The organism is Streptomyces sp. BK022 (genome assembly GCF_004217355.1).
GTDB lineage: Bacteria > Actinomycetota > Actinomycetes > Streptomycetales > Streptomycetaceae > Streptomyces > Streptomyces griseoluteus.
In genome coordinates, this window is sequence record NZ_SHKU01000003.1 from 134,958 (window position 1) to 152,258 (window position 17,301).

Consider the following 17,301-nt stretch of genomic DNA (forward strand, 5'->3'; position numbering starts at 1 on the left):
GGCATATGGGGGAACGGAGTTGACGGGCACCCCGGTCCGCGGGACCTGCCCCGACCCCGTTCAGTCTGACGCCGGGGACCTCCCGTCCGTTCCGCGTGACGGCGGGAAGGGACAATGTGTGTGCGGGATCACCGATCGGGCGGAGCGAGATGGAACGCGCGCAAACGGAAGAGGCGGAGCCGGGACGCGACCCCCGGCCGGCGGCTGCCGGACGGGCCGGTTCCTACCGGACCATGACGGCCTTCACGGCGGCCGACGAGGAGCGGCAGCGCGGCGTACGGCGCATGAAGCTCACGGCCGCCGGACTGCTGCTGTTCGTCGCCGTCGTCTACGCCCTGGCCACCTGGGCCGGGCACGCGGGGGCGGGCCCCTGGACCGGCTATGTGGCGGCGGCCGCCGAGGCGGGGATGGTCGGCGCGCTCGCGGACTGGTTCGCGGTCACCGCGCTGTTCCGGCACCCGCTGGGCCTGCCCATCCCGCACACCGCGATCATCCCCACCAAGAAGGACCAGCTCGGCGTCTCCCTGGGCGAGTTCGTCGGGGAGAACTTCCTCTCCGAGGACGTCGTACGGCAGCGGCTCGCCGCCGTCGGCATCGGCAGCCGGCTCGGTGACTGGCTGGCCGAGCCGGCGAACGCCGACCGGGTCACCGCCGAGCTGGCCACCGCGCTGCGCGGCGCGCTGACCGTGCTGCGGGACTCGGACGTGCAGGCGGTGGTGGGTGAGGCGATCACCCGGCGGGCCGACGCGCGGGAGATCGGTCCGGCCGTGGGCAAGCTGCTGGACCGGATCGTGGCCGACGGCGGCCACCGGCGCGTCGTCGACCTGGTGGTGGGCCGCGCCCACGAGTGGCTGGAACGGCACCGGGACGACGTGATGGTGGCCATCGAGGGCGGTGCGCCCGGCTGGACACCGCGCTTCGTGGACCGCAAGGTCGGCGACCGCGTCTACCGGGAACTGCTGCGCTTCGTCACCGAGATGCGGGAGATGCCCTCGCACCCGGCTCGGGCCGCCCTGGACCGCTTCCTCACCGACTTCGCCTCCGACCTCCAGTCCGACACCGAGACCCGGGCGCGGGTGGAGCGGCTGAAGAGCGAGGTGCTGGCGCGGGACGAGGTGCAGGACCTGATCGCGTCCGCCTGGACCGCCGTACGGTCGATGATCGTCGCGGCGGCGGAGGACGAGCACAGCGAGCTGCGTCTGCGGGTGCGGGCCGGACTGCTCTCGCTGGGGCGACGGCTGGCGACCGAGCCGAAGATGCAGGGCAAGCTCGACCGCTGGATCGAGGGCGCCGCCGTGCACGTGGTGACGACCTACCGCAAGGAGATCACCTCCCTGATCACCGAGACGGTGGCGGGCTGGGACGCGGAGCACACCACCCGCAAGATCGAGGCGCACATCGGGCGCGACCTCCAGTTCATCCGGATCAACGGCACGGTGGTGGGCTCACTGGCCGGGCTGGTGATCTACACCGTGTCGCGGGCGCTGGGGGGCTGAACGGCTCGTCCGCCGGGGTGAGCCTGCCGGACGGCCCGGTCTGATCCCGCGCGGCGCGGGCACCCGTAACTCGTCCTTCGACGAAGAAGGGGTGCCGATGAGCGAGGGGTGCCGATGAGCACGGGAGCAGGGACGCCGTCGAGAGCGGGCGGTTCGACCACCACCGACATCCCGGCCCGGCTGGACCGCCTGCCGTGGTCCCGCTGGCACTGGACGATCGTGGTCGGCCTGGGCACGGTGTGGATTCTCGACGGCCTGGAGGTCACGGTCGTCGGCAACATCGCGGGCCGGCTCTCCGAGTCCGGCAGCGGGCTGTCCATCAGCTCGGGGCAGGTCACCGGTACCGCGGCGGCGCTGTACGTCGCCGGTGCGTGCGTCGGCGCCCTGTTCTGGGGACGTCTGACGGACCATTTCGGGCGCCGCAAGCTGTTCATGATCACGCTGGCGGTGTATCTCGCGGCGACCGCGCTGACCTCGCTGTCGACCGAGGCGTGGTGGTTCTTCCTGTTCCGCTTCCTGACCGGATTCGGTATCGGCGGGGAGTACGCGGCCATCAACTCCGCGATCGACGAGCTGATCCCGGCGGCCTATCGGGGCCGGGTCGACCTGATGATCAACGGCAGCTTCTGGCTGGGCGCGGTGGGCGGCTCCCTGCTGTCCATCCTCGCGCTGGACACCGCCTTCCTGCCGGAGAACATCGGCTGGCGGCTGACCTTCGCCCTCGGCGCGGTGCTCGCCCTGGTCATCCTGCTGGTACGGCGGCACGTACCGGAGAGTCCGCGCTGGCTGCTGATCCACGGACGGGACCAGGAGGCGGAGGAGATCGTCTCCGGGATCGAGCGGAAGATCGAGGAGCAGAGGGGGGAGCCGCTCCCCGCGCCCGAGGGCCGGCTGGAGATCCACCGGCGGGGGAACGTCACCTTCCTGGAGATCGCCCGCACCGTCTTCGGCCGCTACCGCCGGCGCGCGGTGCTCGGCTTCTCCCTCTTCATCGGCCAGGCGTTCCTCTACAACGCCATCACCTTCGGCTTCGGCGCCATCCTCACCCGCTTCTTCGACGTCCCGGCCGACCGGACGGGCTACTACTTCGCGGTCATCGCGGTCGGCAACTTCTTCGGCCCGCTGTTGCTGGGCAAGCTGTTCGACACGGTGGGGCGGCGGGTGATGATCTCGTCGACCTACCTGCTGTCCGGGATCCTGCTGTTCGCCACGGCCTGGCTCTTCGACCGAGGCTCGCTCAACGCCACCACCCTCACCGCGTGCTGGTGCGTGGTCCTCTTCTTCGCCTCCGCGGGCGCGTCCAGCGCGTACCTGACGGTCTCGGAGATCTTCCCGATGGAGACCCGCGCGATGTCGATCGCCTTCTTCTACGCGCTGGGCACCGCGGCGGGCGGCATCAGCGGCCCCCTGATCTTCGCCGACCTCACGGGCACCGGCCGGGTGGGGGACACGGTCCTCGCCTTCCAGATCGGCGCGTCCCTGATGTGCGTGGCGGGCCTGGTCGCGGCGGCGCTGGCGGTACGGGCGGAGGGACGGTCGCTGGAGGACGTGGCGACCCCGCTGTCGTCTTCGGCGCCTTCGGGGGCGGGGGAGAAGGGGGTGGGGGTGGGGTAGGGGGCTGAGTTCTGTGAAGTCGGGGCCGTCCGGGGATACCGGGCGGCCCCTGCGGCTTGAGGCCGACCGGGGAGACGGTGTCCGACTCGGCGGTCGGCGAGGGCAGCGCGGGGTGGCAGCGCCGGTCCCGCGGTGTTCATCGCCGGAGGTCGGCCAGGTCGGGCCAGGGCGACAGCACCGGCCCTCGACGGGTTGGCGAGCGCCTGGCGCCCCGCGCCAAGGACCACGGCGCCGGTCGGGCGGGGTTCAGCCTCGCCGGTCGGCCCGGTCTCGGCGGCATGGCAGCGCCGGCGCCCTGGTGATCAGCTCCGGCGGTCCGCGAACGCCCAGGAGGCGAGGGCGACGGCGCCGGCCACGCCGAGGACGGAGGGCCAGGCGCCGACCTTCTTGGCGAGGGGGTGGGAGCCGGCGAAGCCGGCCACGTACGCACCGGTCAGCGCGGCGGCCGTGGGAGCCCCGGCCCGGGCGTTCCATTCACGAGCGGCAACGACCCCGGCGGCGGCCAGCACGACCCCGCCGAGCGGCCGCTTCTTGGTCCAACGAGCGACGCCGTACCCACCGACGAGCCCGGTGGCGGCGACCACCGCGCCAGGAACCTTGGCCATGACTTGTCTCCTGTCGTCCCGGTATGCCGTGTCCGGCACACCTGCGGCGAGGCTAACGCGCGGCACGGAGCACCCACCGGGCGGGTCGCCCGCGCGGGGAGTGGCCGAAAACCTCTCCCATGCCCCCGCGATCACGGGGCATCCGGGCTTCGCTGTCCCGACGTCCCGGAAGAGGAGCCCCCACGATGACCGTGACGACCATGCAGCCGAGATCCCCCATGGCGACCTCCGACTGGACCGACCTGGTGGAGGCGGTACGCGAAGAGGGCCGGTACGGCAGCGCAGCAGAGGCGGAGTCGGTCACCCACACCGTCCTACTCGCCCTGTCAGCCCACCTCCCAGCGACTGAACGCGCCGAGCTGACCCCCCTGCTCCCCACCGAAGCCCCCCTCTGCGCTCCACTCGTCCCCCGCCCCCTCACGGCACGCGAGTTCGTAGAGTCCGTGGCCCCCCACATAGAGAACGCAACCCCGGCAACGGCCCGCTGGCACGTAACCTCAGTCCTGACGGCCCTGGCCCAGGAGTTGGGCGCCTCCCAGACAGCCCGTCTCCTTGCGCAACTCCCGCCCGGCTACGCCCTGCTGTTCGGCCTGGCGGATCTGGCGGCGGTGGCATAGCCGCCAGATCTCCGGCATGGGATGGACGGGTCAGCTTGCCGTGACGGCCGCGGAGTACGTCCAGACATCCGCCGGCAGGTCGTGCTTGAGACGCCAGGTGATGGCCATCGGCTTGCTGCCGGTGTGCGTGTCATACGTGGCCGGTCCGAGCAGCATCCAGGGCTGGGACTTGCCTATGTCGGTGTTCTTGTACCGCCGCATGAAGAGAAGGACTTCACTACCCAACGCTTCATGTTGCTGGTAGCGCTTACCCGTTCGGGAGTCGGCAGCCGTGGCATTCTGCGACTCCCAGTGGAAGAGCGACGGGCTAAGCGCGTAGTCCCGGTACCGAACAGTGGGGGAGAAGTCCTTCTCGTTCTTCTCCAAGGTGATGAGCAGCGCATCCGTCTGCAGTTCATCGACCCACTGCACTCCCTGGGCGAACGAGCGCGGCATCTGGCCACCGAGGCGGGCCACGCCGAGCGCAGCGAGGATCTCGGAGCGGTTGTAGGCGCTGTGCACCTTCAGGGGTACCTGGCGCAGGCGCCCGGAGAGGGAGAGGGGGAAGTGATCCGTTCGTTCCATGACATACGTAAGTAGCTGACGCAGCTCATCACGGAACTCCGTCAGCGGGCGCAGCGACTCAAGGCCCTCTTGGTAGCTGGTGAAGCCGCCAGCGTTGTCCCATATGTTGAAGAACAGCATGCGAGCGTAAGCCTGATCGAGGGGGCTCAGCTCCTCGTAGGTGGGAGCGTCATCCTGAAGCAGCCGTTGATAGGCATCCGCCCGCTCCGGGTCGTCGACGTGCAGAAAGGCATGGACTCGCTTCAGCAACGCGGCCTCCGCAGGGGAGGCAGTCTCTTCGAGGAACCCTGCGCGGCGCAGTACCGCGGTCCAGGAGTTGTCGCTCTTGTAGAGCTCCTTGATTTCGCGCCTGCTCTCTCGCAGGTAGTCGGCCAAAAGGGGTGTGTGGTAGGACTTCACCTCCTTGACCAGCGTCTTCACTGTCGCCCCCAGCTGGTTCCGGATGTTGTCCAGAACGAAGTCCTTGGACTTCCCCTCCAGGATGATCTGGCAGCCTGACGGGAGCTGCGGGAAGTCATGCTCAATGTGATCGACCAGCCGGTTCCGGGTCAGGTTGGTCAAAGCTCGGAACTGTTCCTCAAAGCGGAACTCGGCCCGGTGCTGCCCGATGAAGTCGAGGACGGTGAGTACCGGCTTGGACTCCGTGCGCCGCAACCCTCGGCCCAGTTGCTGAAGGAAGATCGTGGCGCTGTTGGTCGGGCGGAGCAGAAGCAGCGTGTCGACGTCGGGGATGTCGAGACCCTCGTTGAACAGGTCGACGGAGAAGATCACCTGAAGCTTGCCATCACGTAGATCGGCAAGTGCCTGGGCGCGTGCCTCTGAGGAAGAGTCACTGTCGAGCGCCACCGCCCGGAAGCCGGCCTCGCGGAAGAAGCCCGCCATGAAGTGCGCGTGGGCCTTGGTGACGCAGAAGCCGAGCGCCCGCATGGAGCCCGGGTTGGAGACCTTGTCCTGAATCTGCTTCACCACGATGCGGGCGCGAGCGTGGTTGCCCGTATAGAGCTTGTCGAGGTCCTGGTCGGTGTAAGAACCCTTCTGCCAGTTCAGGTTCGTAAGATCCGTGCCATCGGGGATGCCGAAGTAGTGGAAGGGGCAGAGGAGGTCATTCTCTAGAGCCTCCCAGAGGCGCATTTCCGCCGCGATCCTGCCGTCGAAGAACTCATCCTGGACGTTGCGTCCGTCCATCCGTTCAGGCGTAGCCGTCAGTCCGAGCAGTTCCTTAGGTGAAAAGTGCTCGATGACCCGTCGGTATGTAGACGCGGTGGCATGGTGGAACTCGTCGATCACGATGATGTCGAAGTGGTCAGGAGCCAACTGCTCAAGACGCTGCACATTGAGAGACTGGACGCTGGCGAAGACGTGGTTCCACTCGCGCGGGTCCTGGCCTCCGTGTAGAAGCTCGCCGAACGATCCGTCATCGAGCACTTCGCGGTAGGTGCGGAGGGACTGTCGCAGGATCTCCTTGCGGTGGGCCACGAAGAGGAGTCGAGGCTGGCCACCCTCGAAGTTCTTACGCAAGCCACGGTAATCAAGGGCGGCCATGACGGTTTTGCCCGTGCCGGTGGCAGCAACGAGAAGGTTTCGGTGGCGTCCGCGAAGCTCTCGTTCGACCGTGAGGCGTTCCAGCATGTCCCGCTGGTGCGGAAAGGGGCGTACTTCGAGACCAGAGAGGTTGATCTTCAGCTCCGTGCCGGAGCCAGTGCCACTCGCTTGCGCCAGTGCTTCGTCCAAGCGCGCGCCGTGCTGGTCAGGGTCGTAGGTCTCGAAGGCGGTGTCGTTCCAGTACGCGTCGAAGGTCGCCTCGAACTTGTCCAGTACCGCCGGCGTAGCCACCGAGGACAGGCGCACGTTCCACTCGAGCCCGTCGAGTAGGGCGGCCCGAGAGAGGTTCGAACTGCCGACGTACGCGGTGTCGAAGCCCGTGTTGCGGCGGAAGAGCCATGCCTTCGCATGGAGGCGGGTGGACCGAATTTCGTAGTTGACCTTCACCGTGGCGCCGAAATCGCGTACGAGGCGGTCCAGGGCGTGGCGGTCCGTGGCGCCCATGTACGTGGTGGTGATGACGCGAATCGGCACACCGCGTTCCTTGGCAGCGCGCAAAGCGTCCTCAAGGACTCGTATTCCGTACCACTTCACAAACGCGCATAGCAGGTCAATGCGGTCTGCGGTGGCAAGCTCGGCTCGAAGCTCGGTACCCAGGCTCAGGTCCTCGGGGGAGTTCGTCAGCAGAGATGCCTCAGACAGCGGGGTCAGCGGCCGGACGGAGTAGGCACCCGGAGCTTCCTGTTTGGCAAGCGCGAGCAGTTGCTGCGGCCCCTCCACGAGGGCGCTGACCGGTTCCGGCTCGCTATCCGGCGTGCCCTTCGCGGCAAGCGAGGCCAGGAGTTCGTTAGCGAACGGCACGCGCTGTTCCGGAGCCAGCTGGGTCAGTCTGTGGGCAACCATCGCGCCTATGTGCCGAGCAAGCACATGGGGCGTGGACTCCGCGCTGACTGCTGTGTTGATGGCCTTCCAGCCCAGAGCCTCAAGCTGCTTGAGCTCTCGCTCGTCGTCCTGAGTGATCAGCTTCTCGTAAACCCCAGCAACCGGCCCTGCCGGCCCCTTTGCCTCTGTCATTGCAACCCCCTCAGGTGCCCCTCAACGTGGCTTAGTTGTAACAGCCACGACTGACAACAGCTGAAGGGGTGGCAGTGCGCCCTACTCCGCCCCGTGACACTCCCCGTACTCCCGCCCACTCACGCACCAACACCCAGCCCCCCGCGACGGCGGCCACGCCACCGCCAACCCCCGCGCCGCCAGCGTCGTCGCGTACTGGGGGAGCAGCGCCGGGTCCGCCGGGGACGCGCCCTCCGAGGCGGCGAACGCCTCGTACGACGGGACCGTGCCCGTCACGATGCCCAGGTTCGGGGTGCCGGAGGTGGAGAGTTCCCGGAGGGACGTCTCTATGGTCGCCAGGTGGTCGGCGTGGGACGTGTACTCCGACTCCAGGGCCGGGTACGCCGTCACCAGTTCCGCCAGCTCCGGGGACGGCCAGTGGAGGACGGCCACCGGGTACGGGCGGGAGAGGGCCTCGCGGGCCGTGGACAGCTCCGCTCGGAGGCGGGAGAGCTCGGCTTCGAGTTCGGCGGGGTTCTCCGAGCCGAGGGACCAGACGCGCTTGGGGTCGTGGAGTTCGTCCAGGGAGACCGGGGAGGTGTGCAGGGTGTCGGCGAGGGCGTCCCAGGTGTCGTGCGGGAGGCCCAGCATGCGGCGGACCCGGTGGCGGCCGAAGAGGAGCGGGTGGGTGGCGTACGGCGGCTCCGGCGCGTCCGTCAGCAGCAGGACCGCGCCCTCGTGGAACGTCTCGTGCGCCGCTTCCAGTTCGTCGTGCGACTCCAGCGCCTCCGCGACGATCACCCACGGCGCCGCGTCCCGCGGAGCGCCCGTGCGGATGCCGTCGATGATCGCGCGCGCCTCGGCCTCGTGGCCGTACTCCCACAGGTTCGCCGCCTTCAGGGCGCGGACGAGCTGCGGATGCTCCAGCGGGCCGGCGGAGGACAGCAGGCGGTCGTAGAGCGCGGTCGCCGCGGGGCGGGCGCCGGACAGTTCGAGGTGGGCCGCGGCGCGCAGCAGCAGGGCCTCCGCGTCCTCGGGGTACAGGCCGGCGGTCCGCTCCAGGCGTGCCGCTTCGGCGGTGTGGTCGACGTTCTCGGCAGGCGTGTCGGGGCGCATGCATGACACCGTACTGCCGAGGGGTGACAGCGGAGGAGGGCGCCCGACGAGGAGATTTCTCCAACGCGCGGCGAAGACCGGGAACCGGGCCGGAACACCGGGCGTTGTACGGGGTGAACGGGCCTGTACAGCCCGTAGTCATGGGGGCACGGGGACCGAAGGGGGGTGCCGTCGGTGAGGCACAGTCGTTCCGCCGTCACGGGCGCCCTGCTGCCGCTGCTCGTCCTGGTCCACCTCCTGCTGCTCCAGGCCGCCCCGCTCGGCTCCGGCGGTCTCACCACCGCCGTCGCGCTCGCCGCGACCACCGCGGCCGGCACCGCTCTCGCCCTCTGCGCGGTCCTCACCGCCCGCCGCGTCCCCGCGGTCCCGCCGACGCGCGTCCGCACCGCGATACGCGACAGGGCCCGCCGTACGGCGTTCCTGGCGCAGCGCGACCCCGACGCGAGGGGGCGCCGCAGGCCACGGGCGCCCGGCCGGGTCCTGCCGACGACCTGCGCGTAGGGCCGCGTCACTCTTTCTCCGCCCCGCCCGCGCGGGTCGTCCTGCCATCGGCCGCTTCCGGCCGCATCCACACCTGGCACGACGCCACCCCGTACGGAGGGTCACCCATGTCCGTCTTCGCCCGGCTGGTCGAGCAACTCGCCGACCTGCTCCAGCCGTTCTTCCACGCCTCCGCGACCGCCGCCGCGATCGTCCTGTTCACCGCGCTGGTCCGGCTGGCCACCCATCCCCTCGCCCGCGCCGCCGCCCGGGGACAGCGGGCCCGCACCGCGCTCCAGCCCAGGATCACCGAGCTGCGCGCGAAGCACGCCGGCGATCCCGAGCGGCTCCGGCGGGCGATGCTGGAGCTGCACACCGGGGCGAAGGTCTCCCCGTTCTCCGGCCTGCTGCCCGGTCTGCTCCAACTCCCCGCGTTCTTCCTGCTGTACCACCTGTTCTCCAACGCCACGATCGGCGACGGCCCCAACACCCTGCTCGACCACGACCTCCTCGCCGCCCCGCTCGCCGGTCACTGGAGCGATGCCCTCGGCGGCGGGATCTTCGGCGGGGCCGACCTCGTCTACCTGGCCCTCTTCGCCGTCGTCGCGGCCGTCGCCACGGTCAACTTCCGGCGCACCAGGCGTGCGGCGGCGGAGAACCCCGTACAGACAGGCGTTCCGGGCCAGGCCGCGGTCGGCAAAGTGGCCCCGTTCCTGTCCTTCCTCACCCTGGTGACCGTCGCCGTCGTCCCCCTGGCCGCCGCGCTCTACGTCGTCACCAGCACCACCTGGAGCGCGGTGGAGCGGGCGGTGCTGTCGTGAGCGGCCAGGGGTACGGCCGGGCGCCACGGTCAGAGAAGGATGCCCGCCAGCTTCCGCCAGGCCGCCCGGGGCAGCTCGTCGGGGGAGCCGTCCCCTACGACCTGGAGGGCGACGTGGTCGGCGCCCGCGGTGAGGAAGGCGTTCACCTTCTCGCGGATGGTGTCGTCGTCGCCCCAGGCGTACAGCGCGTCGACCAGCCGGTCGCTGCCGCCGTCGCGCAGGTCGTCCTCGGTGAAGCCGAGCCGCTGGAAGTTGGTGGTGTAGTTGGGGAGCTGGAGGTACATGTCCAGGTGGCCCCGGGCCAGTTCGCGGGCGCGGGCCGGGTCGGATTCCAGTACGACCGCGAACTCCGGGGCCAGCAGCGGCTCCTGGCCGAGGAGCTCGCGGGCCCGCGCGGTGTGCTCGGGGGTGACGAGATAGGGGATCGCCCCCAGCGAACGCTCACCCGCCAGCCGCACGGTCTTCGGTCCGAGCGCGGCCAGGACGCGCCGTCCGGCGGGGACACCGGCCGCGTCCAGCTCGTCCAGGTACTCCACCAGCGCCGAGTACGGCCGCCGGTACTGCTCGGCCAGCCTGGCGTGGCTCACGCCGAGGCCCAGCAGGAAGCGGCCGGGGTGCGCGGTCTCCACCTCGGCGTAACCGGCCGCGCTCTCCCGGGCGTCGTACTGCCAGATGCTCTGGATGCTGGTGCCGACGATCAGCCGGTCGGTCTTCTCCAGCAGGGGCAGGGCGTTGACGGGCGCGCTGGAGCCGCCGAGCCAGGCGGTGCCGTAGCCGAGTTCCTGGAGTTCGGCCGCCGCCTCCCCGATCTCACCGCGCCGGCCCGGGTCCTCGTCGCGCAGGCCGAGACTCCATACGCCGTACCTGCCGATCTCCGCCTTGGAGATGCTCCCGCTCGTCGAGTCGCTCATCGGATCTTTCCCTCCGGCTGGATGTCGTGCACGAACGATCGTCGTGCACGACGGGCCCGGCCGGAGGGAGCCGCGCGGGTGTCACACCTTCAAGAACCGCTCCAGCGCCTCGACGACCAGCCGGTGGTCCTCGATCTGGGGCAGACCGGAGACGGTCACCGAGCCGATGACGCCCACGCCTTCCACGGTGATCGGGAAGGAGCCGCCGTGAGCCGCGTAGCGGTCGGGGTCGAGGCGGGAGGAGTCCTCGAAGGTGGTGCCCTTGGCGCGGAAACGCGAGCCGACCAGGTAGGAGGCGGAGCCGTACCGCTCCACCACCCGGCGCTTGCGGGCGATCCAGGCGTCGTTGTCCGGGGTCGAGCCGGGCAGTGCCGCGTGGAAGAGCTGCTGGCCCGCGCGGTGGATGTCGACGGCGATCGGCGCCTGCCGCTCCCGGCCCAGCTCGACCAGGAGGGAGCCCAGCGCCCAGGCGTCGTCGTGGGTGAAGGTGCGGAAGACCAGGCGCTGTTCCTGCGCCTCCAGGTCCGCCACGCTCGGGGTGTGCTGCGCTTGCGTCATCAGAGGGTCACCGTCACCTTGTCGCGGGCGGAGCGGCGGGCCGCCTCCAGTACGTCGAGGGTCTCCGCGGCCTCCAGCGCGGTCACCGGGTTCGGGCCGGTGCCCCGCACGGCGGCGGCGACGGCCGCGTAGTAGGCGGGGTAGTCGCCGGGCACGGTCTCCACGGCGGTGCCGCCGCCGGTGACCGGGGACTCGCCGGCGCCCAGGCGGCCCCAGAGCGACTCCTCCTCGACGCCCCACGCGGCGTCGGTGCCGGGGCGGGCGCCGTCGCGCAGCGCCGCCTCCTGCGGGTCGAGGCCGTACTTCACGAAACCGGCGCGCGAGCCGAGCACCCGGAAGCGGGGGCCGAGCTGGGCGGTGGTCGCGGAGACGTAGAGGTGCGAGCGGACGCCGTTCGCGTGGGTGAGGGCGAGGAAGGTGTCGTCGTCCGTCTCGGCGCCGTCACGGCGTACGACCGCCTCGGCGTACACCTCGGTGACCGGGCCGAACAGGGTGAGGGCCTGGTCGACGACGTGGCTGCCGAGGTCGTAGAGCAGGCCGCCGATCTCGGCCGGGTCGCCGGACTCGCGCCAGCCGCCCTTGGGCTGCGGGCGCCAGCGCTCGAAGCGGGACTCGAAGCGCCAGACGTCGCCCAGCGCCCCGTCGGCCAGCAGCCGCCGCAGGGTGAGGAAGTCGTTGTCCCAGCGGCGGTTCTGGAAGACGGAGAGCAGCACCCCGTGCTCGTCGGCAAGGGCGGCCAGCTCGCGGGCCTCGGCGGCGGTGCCGGAGATCGGCTTGTCCACGACGACCGGCAGGCCCGCCTTGAGGGCGGCGGTGGCGAGCGGTACGTGCGTCTTGTTCGGGGACGCGATGACGATCAGGTCCAGCTCGCCGGCCCGCTCGAACAGCTCGTCCGGGGTGGCGGCGACGCGGACGTCCGGGAACTCGGCGCGGGCCTGCTCCTGGCGCTCGGGGTTCGAGGTGACGACCGTGTCCAGGACGAGGCCGTCCGTGGCGGCGATCAGCGGGGCGTGGAAGACGGAGCCGGCGAGGCCGTAGCCGATCAGGCCGACGCGGAGGGAGGTACCAGTCATGCCTCCTACTTTCGCAACGCTGTTGCCAAAGTGCAAGCGGCGGGGAGAATGGAGCCGTGAACAGGACGAGGAGCAACCCGGCGGGGGCGAATCTGCTCGCGGTGCGGTCGCACAACACCGCACTCGTGCTCGATCTGCTGCGCGGCGCCGGGGCGGAGGGCATCAGCAGGCTCGAACTCGCCGAGCGCACGGGGCTCACCCCGCAGGCCGTCAGCAAGATCACCGCGCGGCTGCGGGAGGACGGCTTCGCCGCCGAGGCCGGACGCCGCGCCTCCACCGGCGGCAAGCCGCGCACCGTGCTGCGCCTGGTCCCCGAGGCCGGGCACGCGGTGGGCGTCCACCTGGACCGGGACGAGCTGCGGGTGGTGCTGCTCGACCTCGACGGCACCGTGGTCGGCGAGCGGCGCGGTGAGACCGGTCTCGGCGGCGGGGCGGAGACGGTGCTCGCGCTGGTCGTGGACGAGGTGACGGCGCTGGTCACGCAGGTGCTGGGCGGCGCGGGGCTCGCGGACGCCGGGACGCTGCTCGGGGTCGGAGTCGCGCTGCCCGGCCCGCTGGACCACGTCGGCGGGGTGCTGCACCGGGTGACCGGCTTTCCGGAGTGGGAGGGGTTCGCGCTGCGGGACGCCCTCGCCGGGCGGCTCGGGGTCCCGGTGGTGGTCGACAAGGACACCAACGCGGCGGCGCTCGGGCTGGCGGCGGGGGGCGAGGGCGGGTCGTTCGCCTACCTGCACCTCGGTACCGGCCTCGGCGCGGGGCTGGTGATCGGCGGGAGCGTGCACCGGGGGGCGCGGACCGGGGCCGGGGAGTTCGGGCACCAGGTGATCCAGCTCGACGGGCCCCGGTGCGAGTGCGGGGACCGGGGATGCCTGGAGGCGCTGTGCCTGGCGGCCGTCGGGCGCGGCGAGACCGGGGAGGCGGCGCGCGTGCTCGGGGTGGGGGCCGGGAATCTCGCGGGGCTGCTGGACATCGACCGGGTGCTGCTCGGCGGGCGGACGGTCGCCGCGGCGCCGGGGGAGTACGTCGAGGGGGTCGCCGGGATACTCGCGGCGCGGGCCCGGCGCGAGGGGATGCTCGGGGACGCGGTGCCGGTACGGCTGGCGCCGGGCGGGGAGCGGGTGGTGGCCGTGGGAGCGGGGCAGTTGCTGCTGGCGCCGGTGTTCGGGCGGGCGGGGGGATAGCGGCCGTCCTGCGGGTCGGCGTGCTCCGGCCCGCGGCGCGTTCCGGGCGGGGCGCGGGCCTGCCGGTTGGCTCAGCGCGGGTCCACTGATCGGGCGGAGCCGGGGGCGGGGCCGGAGTGGCGGGGGGCTCGGGGGCGGGGGTCCGGCATGTTCATGTGTTCATGCGATTGTCCTCGGCCCTGTCGTTGTCCCTGTCCCGGTCCCGCTGTTCCGCGCCCGCCTCCGTGCCCGCCTCGCTCTGCCTGATCGCGGTCACCGCGCTCGCCCCCGTGTCGTCCGCGGCCGCCGTTGCGCCCTGTGCGGCGGGGGACGCCGGGTCCTTCCCGCTCGGCACCCGTGTCCACGGCGGTCCCGACACCTACCGGGCCGGCGGGGCGCCCGGCACCTGGTACGTCGACCTCGTCAACACCGGGACGCAGACGTGCGCGGGCGTCCATCCGGTGGTGGTCCTCGTCGACGACGAGCGGCTTCTGCGGCCGTCGCAGGCCAAACTCGATTTCTACGACGGACGCAGGCGGCGCCCCGTCCGGCTGGAGAGCACCGACCACCAGGAGCTGGTCGGCGTGGTCGGGGCGGACGGTTTCGCCGGGTACACCGTGGCTCCCGGCAAGACGGTCACCGTCAGGTTCCGCCTGATGATCACCTCCGAGGCGTACGCCGACCACGTCACCGCCAAGGCCGCGCTGGTGCAGCGACGGGGGCAGGACGGGGAGTGGGTGGGGGAGTCCGAGGACTACGTCTTCGACATCGACGGCGAGGAACCGGACCCCGCCCGCACGCCGGGCTCCGCCCCGCCGACCGGCCCGAGCCGGCCCTCCGGGCCGACGGCCACGGACGCGGCGGGCCGCCCGGTGGGCCCCGAGGACCCCGCTCGGCCGGTGGGCACGGACGCGGCCGGCCGCACGGTGGGCGCCGAGGAGCCCGGCCGCACGGGGGACACCGAGGAGCCCGGCCGCACGGGGGCCACCGAGGAGCCGGGCGGGGACACCGACCACCCCGGCCGCCCGGTGGACACCGACGACCCCGGCCGTCCGGCCGACTCCGACGACCCCGGCGAGACCCCCGGTCCGACAGACCCCGACACCACCCCGGTCAGCCCCTCCCGCGCCCCCGACACCACCGAGGCAGGCGTCACCCCGGCCCCCGAAGACCCCTACGCCCCGGACACCCCGGCCCCCGCCGACCCCTCCCCGCCCGCCCCCTACGACGCCGAGAACCCCGACGACCCCGACGACCCGGGCCTCCCCGAACTCGCCCGCACCGGCAGCCCCCTTCCCCGCGCCCTCCTCGCGGCCGTGGCCGCCCTGCTCGTCCTCCTCGGTACCACCGCGCTGCTGCTGACCCGCGAACGCCGCTGACCCCGACCCGCCCCACCTCCCCCGACACCGGGACCCCACCCCACCCCACGCCCCCGCAACCCCTCCCCGCTCACTACCCTGGACCCCTCAGCCGTCGGCAGACACTCGCTGGAGGACGTACGCATGGCAGACCGCAGGCCCATCGAGTCATGGCTCACCGACATGGACGGCGTTCTGATCCATGAGGGGGTGCCCATTCCGGGCGCCGACGCGTTCCTGAAGAAGCTGCGGGAGGCCGAGCGGCCGTTCCTGGTGCTGACGAACAACTCCATCTACACCGCCAGGGATCTGCACGCCCGGCTGAAGCGGCTGGGCCTGGACGTGCCGGTGGAGAACATCTGGACGTCCGCGATGGCCACCGCCCAGTTCGTGAACGAGCAGCGGCCCGGCGGCGGCGCGTACGTCATCGGCGAGGCCGGGCTGACCACCGCGCTGCACGACGTCGGCTACATCCTGACCGACCACGACCCGGACTTCGTGATCCTGGGCGAGACCCGGACGTACAGCTTCGAGGCCATGACCAAGGCTGTCCGGCTGATCAACGACGGCGCCCGGTTCATCGCCACCAACCCGGACAACGTCGGTCCCTCCACCGAGGGCGCCCTGCCCGCCACCGGCTCGGTCGCCGCGCTGATCACCGCCGCGACCAAGAAGAAGCCCTACTTCGTCGGCAAGCCCAACCCGCTGATGATGCGGGCCGGTCTCAACGTGCTCGGCGCCCACTCCGAGACCTCCGCGATGATCGGCGACCGCATGGACACCGACGTACTCGCGGGGCTGGAGGCCGGCATGCGGACCTTCCTGGTGCTCACCGGCGTCACCCAGGCGGCCGAGATCGACCGCTACCCGTACCGCCCGTCCAAGGTCGTCGACTCCATCGCGGACCTCGTGGACCTCGTCTGAGCTGGGACGATACCGAGAGCCTCAAACCCGGTCCCACCCGTACGGAGCAACCGGACGCCCTGTCCGGATGCGGGTGGGCGCCGGACGGGGGAACCTCCCACTATCTGGAGGTTCACGATGGGCTCACTTCGCCTCACTCTCTGTTCCGGAATCATCGTCGCCACGGCGTTCACCCCGGCGGTCGCCCGCGCGGCGGACGGCGGCGGCACGCACGACAGCGGCTCGCACGGCACCGGCGGGCTCACCGTGGCCCCGGCGGTGCCCCTGCCCGGCACCGACGTGTCGCTGCGGGTGCGCGGCTGCACGGCCTCGCAGGGCACGGCGGTCTCCAGCGCGTTCGTCTCGGACGCCCGGCTGACCGGCGGCCAGGGCGACCTGTCCGGGGAGACCCGGGTACGCACCTCCCTCAAGGCGGGTGCGTACGACGTGCGGATCACCTGCGCCGACTACTCGTTCACCGGCCGGATCAGCGTCGACGAGTCCGGGCCGGGCGCCCGCCCCGACGCGGACTCCGACTCGGAGCCGGACACCGGCCCCTCCCCCGTCGCCCCGGTCCACGCGGGCGGCGGCGGTACGGCCGCCGGGACGGACACCAGCACCCTGTTCGCCACCGTGGCCCCCACCGGCTCGGGACCCGGCGCCGCCCAGGCCCTGACCGGGCTGGCCCTCGCCGGCTGCGCGGCGGTCACGGTCGGGGCGCTCCGGTCCCGCCGGAGCCGGAACGACGGCTGAGCGGGCGCCGGGATGGCCGAGGAGCAGGGGCGCGCCACCGGCCGGACGGTCACGGCCCTGGCCTGGGCCGTGCTGCTGCTCGGACTCTGGCTGTGGGGCCGTGACGTGACCGGGCTGCCGGACAGCCCGGCCGGCACCGCGCACGGCGACATCGCCGGAATCGGCGGCATGGCGCTGCCCGCCCCGGCGACCCCGCTGCCCGACTCCGCCCCGCAGCGCGTCGACATCCCCCAACTCGCCATCCAGGCACCGGTGGTGAAGCGCGGACTGGACAGCCGGGGCGCGATCGACCCGCCGCCCTTCGATCAGCCGGGGGTGGTCGGCTGGTACGGCGCCGGGACGGCACCCGGCGCCGACGGCACCGCGCTGCTCGTCGGCCACGTCGACACCGAGACCCGGCCCGCCGTCTTCTACCGGCTCAGCACCCTCGAACCCGGCGAGACCGTCCGGGTGGTCCGCGCGGACGGCAAGGTCGCCCGGTTCACCATCGACGACGTCGAGGTGCTCCCCGCCGACCACTTCGACGCCGCCCGCGCCTACGGCACCCGTCACCCCGGCCGCGCGGAACTCCGCCTGATCACCTGCGGCGGCACCTACGACCGCACCACCCGCGCCTACACGGCCAATGTCGTCGTCTCCGCGTACCTCACCGGTACGGAAGCCTGAACACCCCTGGC

At 71.8% G+C, this 17,301-nt stretch carries 16 protein-coding genes; 10 read left to right on the plus strand and 6 right to left on the minus strand.

The window, feature by feature from the left end:
- Nucleotides 1-233 precede the first annotated feature (233 nt).
- A complete protein-coding gene (locus EV284_RS12130) occupies nucleotides 234-1,496 on the plus strand; it encodes a DUF445 domain-containing protein (RefSeq protein ID WP_130334653.1) in 1,263 nt (420 codons plus the stop codon).
- Between the two features lie 114 nt (nucleotides 1,497-1,610).
- Entirely contained in the window at nucleotides 1,611-3,110 is a 1,500-nt protein-coding gene (locus EV284_RS12135; RefSeq protein ID WP_130333217.1) for an MFS transporter, read from the plus strand.
- A gap of 302 nt (nucleotides 3,111-3,412) precedes the next feature.
- Here EV284_RS12135 and EV284_RS12140 read toward each other — a convergent pair whose 3' ends face one another.
- Nucleotides 3,413-3,715 (minus strand): hypothetical protein, encoded by a 303-nt coding sequence (locus EV284_RS12140; RefSeq protein WP_130333219.1) that lies wholly within the window; start codon nucleotides 3,713-3,715, stop codon nucleotides 3,413-3,415.
- A 185-nt stretch (nucleotides 3,716-3,900) separates the two neighbouring features.
- Between EV284_RS12140 and EV284_RS12145 the strand changes: the two genes are divergently transcribed.
- Nucleotides 3,901-4,332 carry a DUF2267 domain-containing protein gene (locus EV284_RS12145; RefSeq protein ID WP_130333221.1) on the plus strand — a complete coding sequence of 144 codons (432 nt, stop codon included), beginning with the start codon at nucleotides 3,901-3,903 and terminating at the stop codon, nucleotides 4,330-4,332.
- A gap of 30 nt (nucleotides 4,333-4,362) precedes the next feature.
- Here EV284_RS12145 and EV284_RS12150 read toward each other — a convergent pair whose 3' ends face one another.
- Nucleotides 4,363-7,512, minus strand: a complete 3,150-nt coding sequence (locus EV284_RS12150; protein ID WP_165425517.1) for a DEAD/DEAH box helicase — start codon at nucleotides 7,510-7,512, stop codon at nucleotides 4,363-4,365.
- 81 nt (nucleotides 7,513-7,593) lie between these two features.
- Nucleotides 7,594-8,607, minus strand: coding sequence for an SEC-C domain-containing protein (locus tag EV284_RS12155; protein ID WP_130333223.1), 1,014 nt, complete (start codon nucleotides 8,605-8,607; stop codon nucleotides 7,594-7,596).
- Nucleotides 8,608-8,781: 174 nt separating this feature from the next.
- On the opposite strand from EV284_RS12155, the gene EV284_RS12160 reads away from it, so the two are divergent.
- Nucleotides 8,782-9,108: a DUF6412 domain-containing protein gene (locus tag EV284_RS12160; RefSeq protein WP_207229011.1), complete on the plus strand. Its 327-nt coding sequence runs from the start codon at nucleotides 8,782-8,784 to the stop codon at nucleotides 9,106-9,108.
- A 107-nt stretch (nucleotides 9,109-9,215) separates the two neighbouring features.
- Nucleotides 9,216-9,908, plus strand: a complete 693-nt coding sequence (gene yidC, locus EV284_RS12165; protein WP_130333224.1) for a membrane protein insertase YidC — start codon at nucleotides 9,216-9,218, stop codon at nucleotides 9,906-9,908.
- A 29-nt stretch (nucleotides 9,909-9,937) separates the two neighbouring features.
- Here the strand turns inward: yidC and EV284_RS12170 are convergent, their stop codons facing one another.
- The 3 genes from EV284_RS12170 to EV284_RS12180 form a co-directional block, all read right to left on the minus strand.
- The gene (locus tag EV284_RS12170) at nucleotides 9,938-10,819 is read right to left on the minus strand and encodes an LLM class F420-dependent oxidoreductase (protein ID WP_130333225.1); all 882 of its coding nucleotides are present in this window, start codon (nucleotides 10,817-10,819) and stop codon (nucleotides 9,938-9,940) included.
- An 81-nt stretch (nucleotides 10,820-10,900) separates the two neighbouring features.
- A complete protein-coding gene (locus EV284_RS12175; RefSeq protein WP_130333226.1) occupies nucleotides 10,901-11,377 on the minus strand; it encodes a heme-degrading domain-containing protein in 477 nt (158 codons plus the stop codon).
- The gene (locus EV284_RS12180; protein ID WP_130333227.1) at nucleotides 11,377-12,450 is read right to left on the minus strand and encodes a Gfo/Idh/MocA family oxidoreductase; all 1,074 of its coding nucleotides are present in this window, start codon (nucleotides 12,448-12,450) and stop codon (nucleotides 11,377-11,379) included. Before EV284_RS12180 ends, EV284_RS12175 begins: the two co-directional genes overlap by 1 nt.
- Before the next feature lie 56 nt (nucleotides 12,451-12,506).
- Between EV284_RS12180 and EV284_RS12185 the strand changes: the two genes are divergently transcribed.
- The 5 genes from EV284_RS12185 to EV284_RS12205 all read left to right on the plus strand — a co-directional run bounded on the left by EV284_RS12185 (nucleotide 12,507) and on the right by EV284_RS12205 (nucleotide 17,290).
- Nucleotides 12,507-13,631, plus strand: a complete 1,125-nt coding sequence (locus EV284_RS12185) for an ROK family transcriptional regulator (RefSeq protein ID WP_130333229.1) — start codon at nucleotides 12,507-12,509, stop codon at nucleotides 13,629-13,631.
- A gap of 161 nt (nucleotides 13,632-13,792) precedes the next feature.
- Entirely contained in the window at nucleotides 13,793-14,989 is a 1,197-nt protein-coding gene (locus EV284_RS32965; RefSeq protein WP_207229012.1) for a hypothetical protein, read from the plus strand.
- 123 nt (nucleotides 14,990-15,112) lie between these two features.
- On the plus strand, nucleotides 15,113-15,892 hold the full coding sequence (locus EV284_RS12195; RefSeq protein WP_130333231.1) for an HAD-IIA family hydrolase: 780 nt from the start codon (nucleotides 15,113-15,115) through the stop codon (nucleotides 15,890-15,892).
- Between the two features lie 117 nt (nucleotides 15,893-16,009).
- Nucleotides 16,010-16,624: a hypothetical protein gene (locus EV284_RS12200; RefSeq protein WP_207229013.1), complete on the plus strand. Its 615-nt coding sequence runs from the start codon at nucleotides 16,010-16,012 to the stop codon at nucleotides 16,622-16,624.
- A gap of 12 nt (nucleotides 16,625-16,636) precedes the next feature.
- A complete protein-coding gene (locus tag EV284_RS12205) occupies nucleotides 16,637-17,290 on the plus strand; it encodes a class F sortase (protein ID WP_130333233.1) in 654 nt (217 codons plus the stop codon).
- The last annotated feature ends 11 nt before the right edge of the window (nucleotides 17,291-17,301 follow it).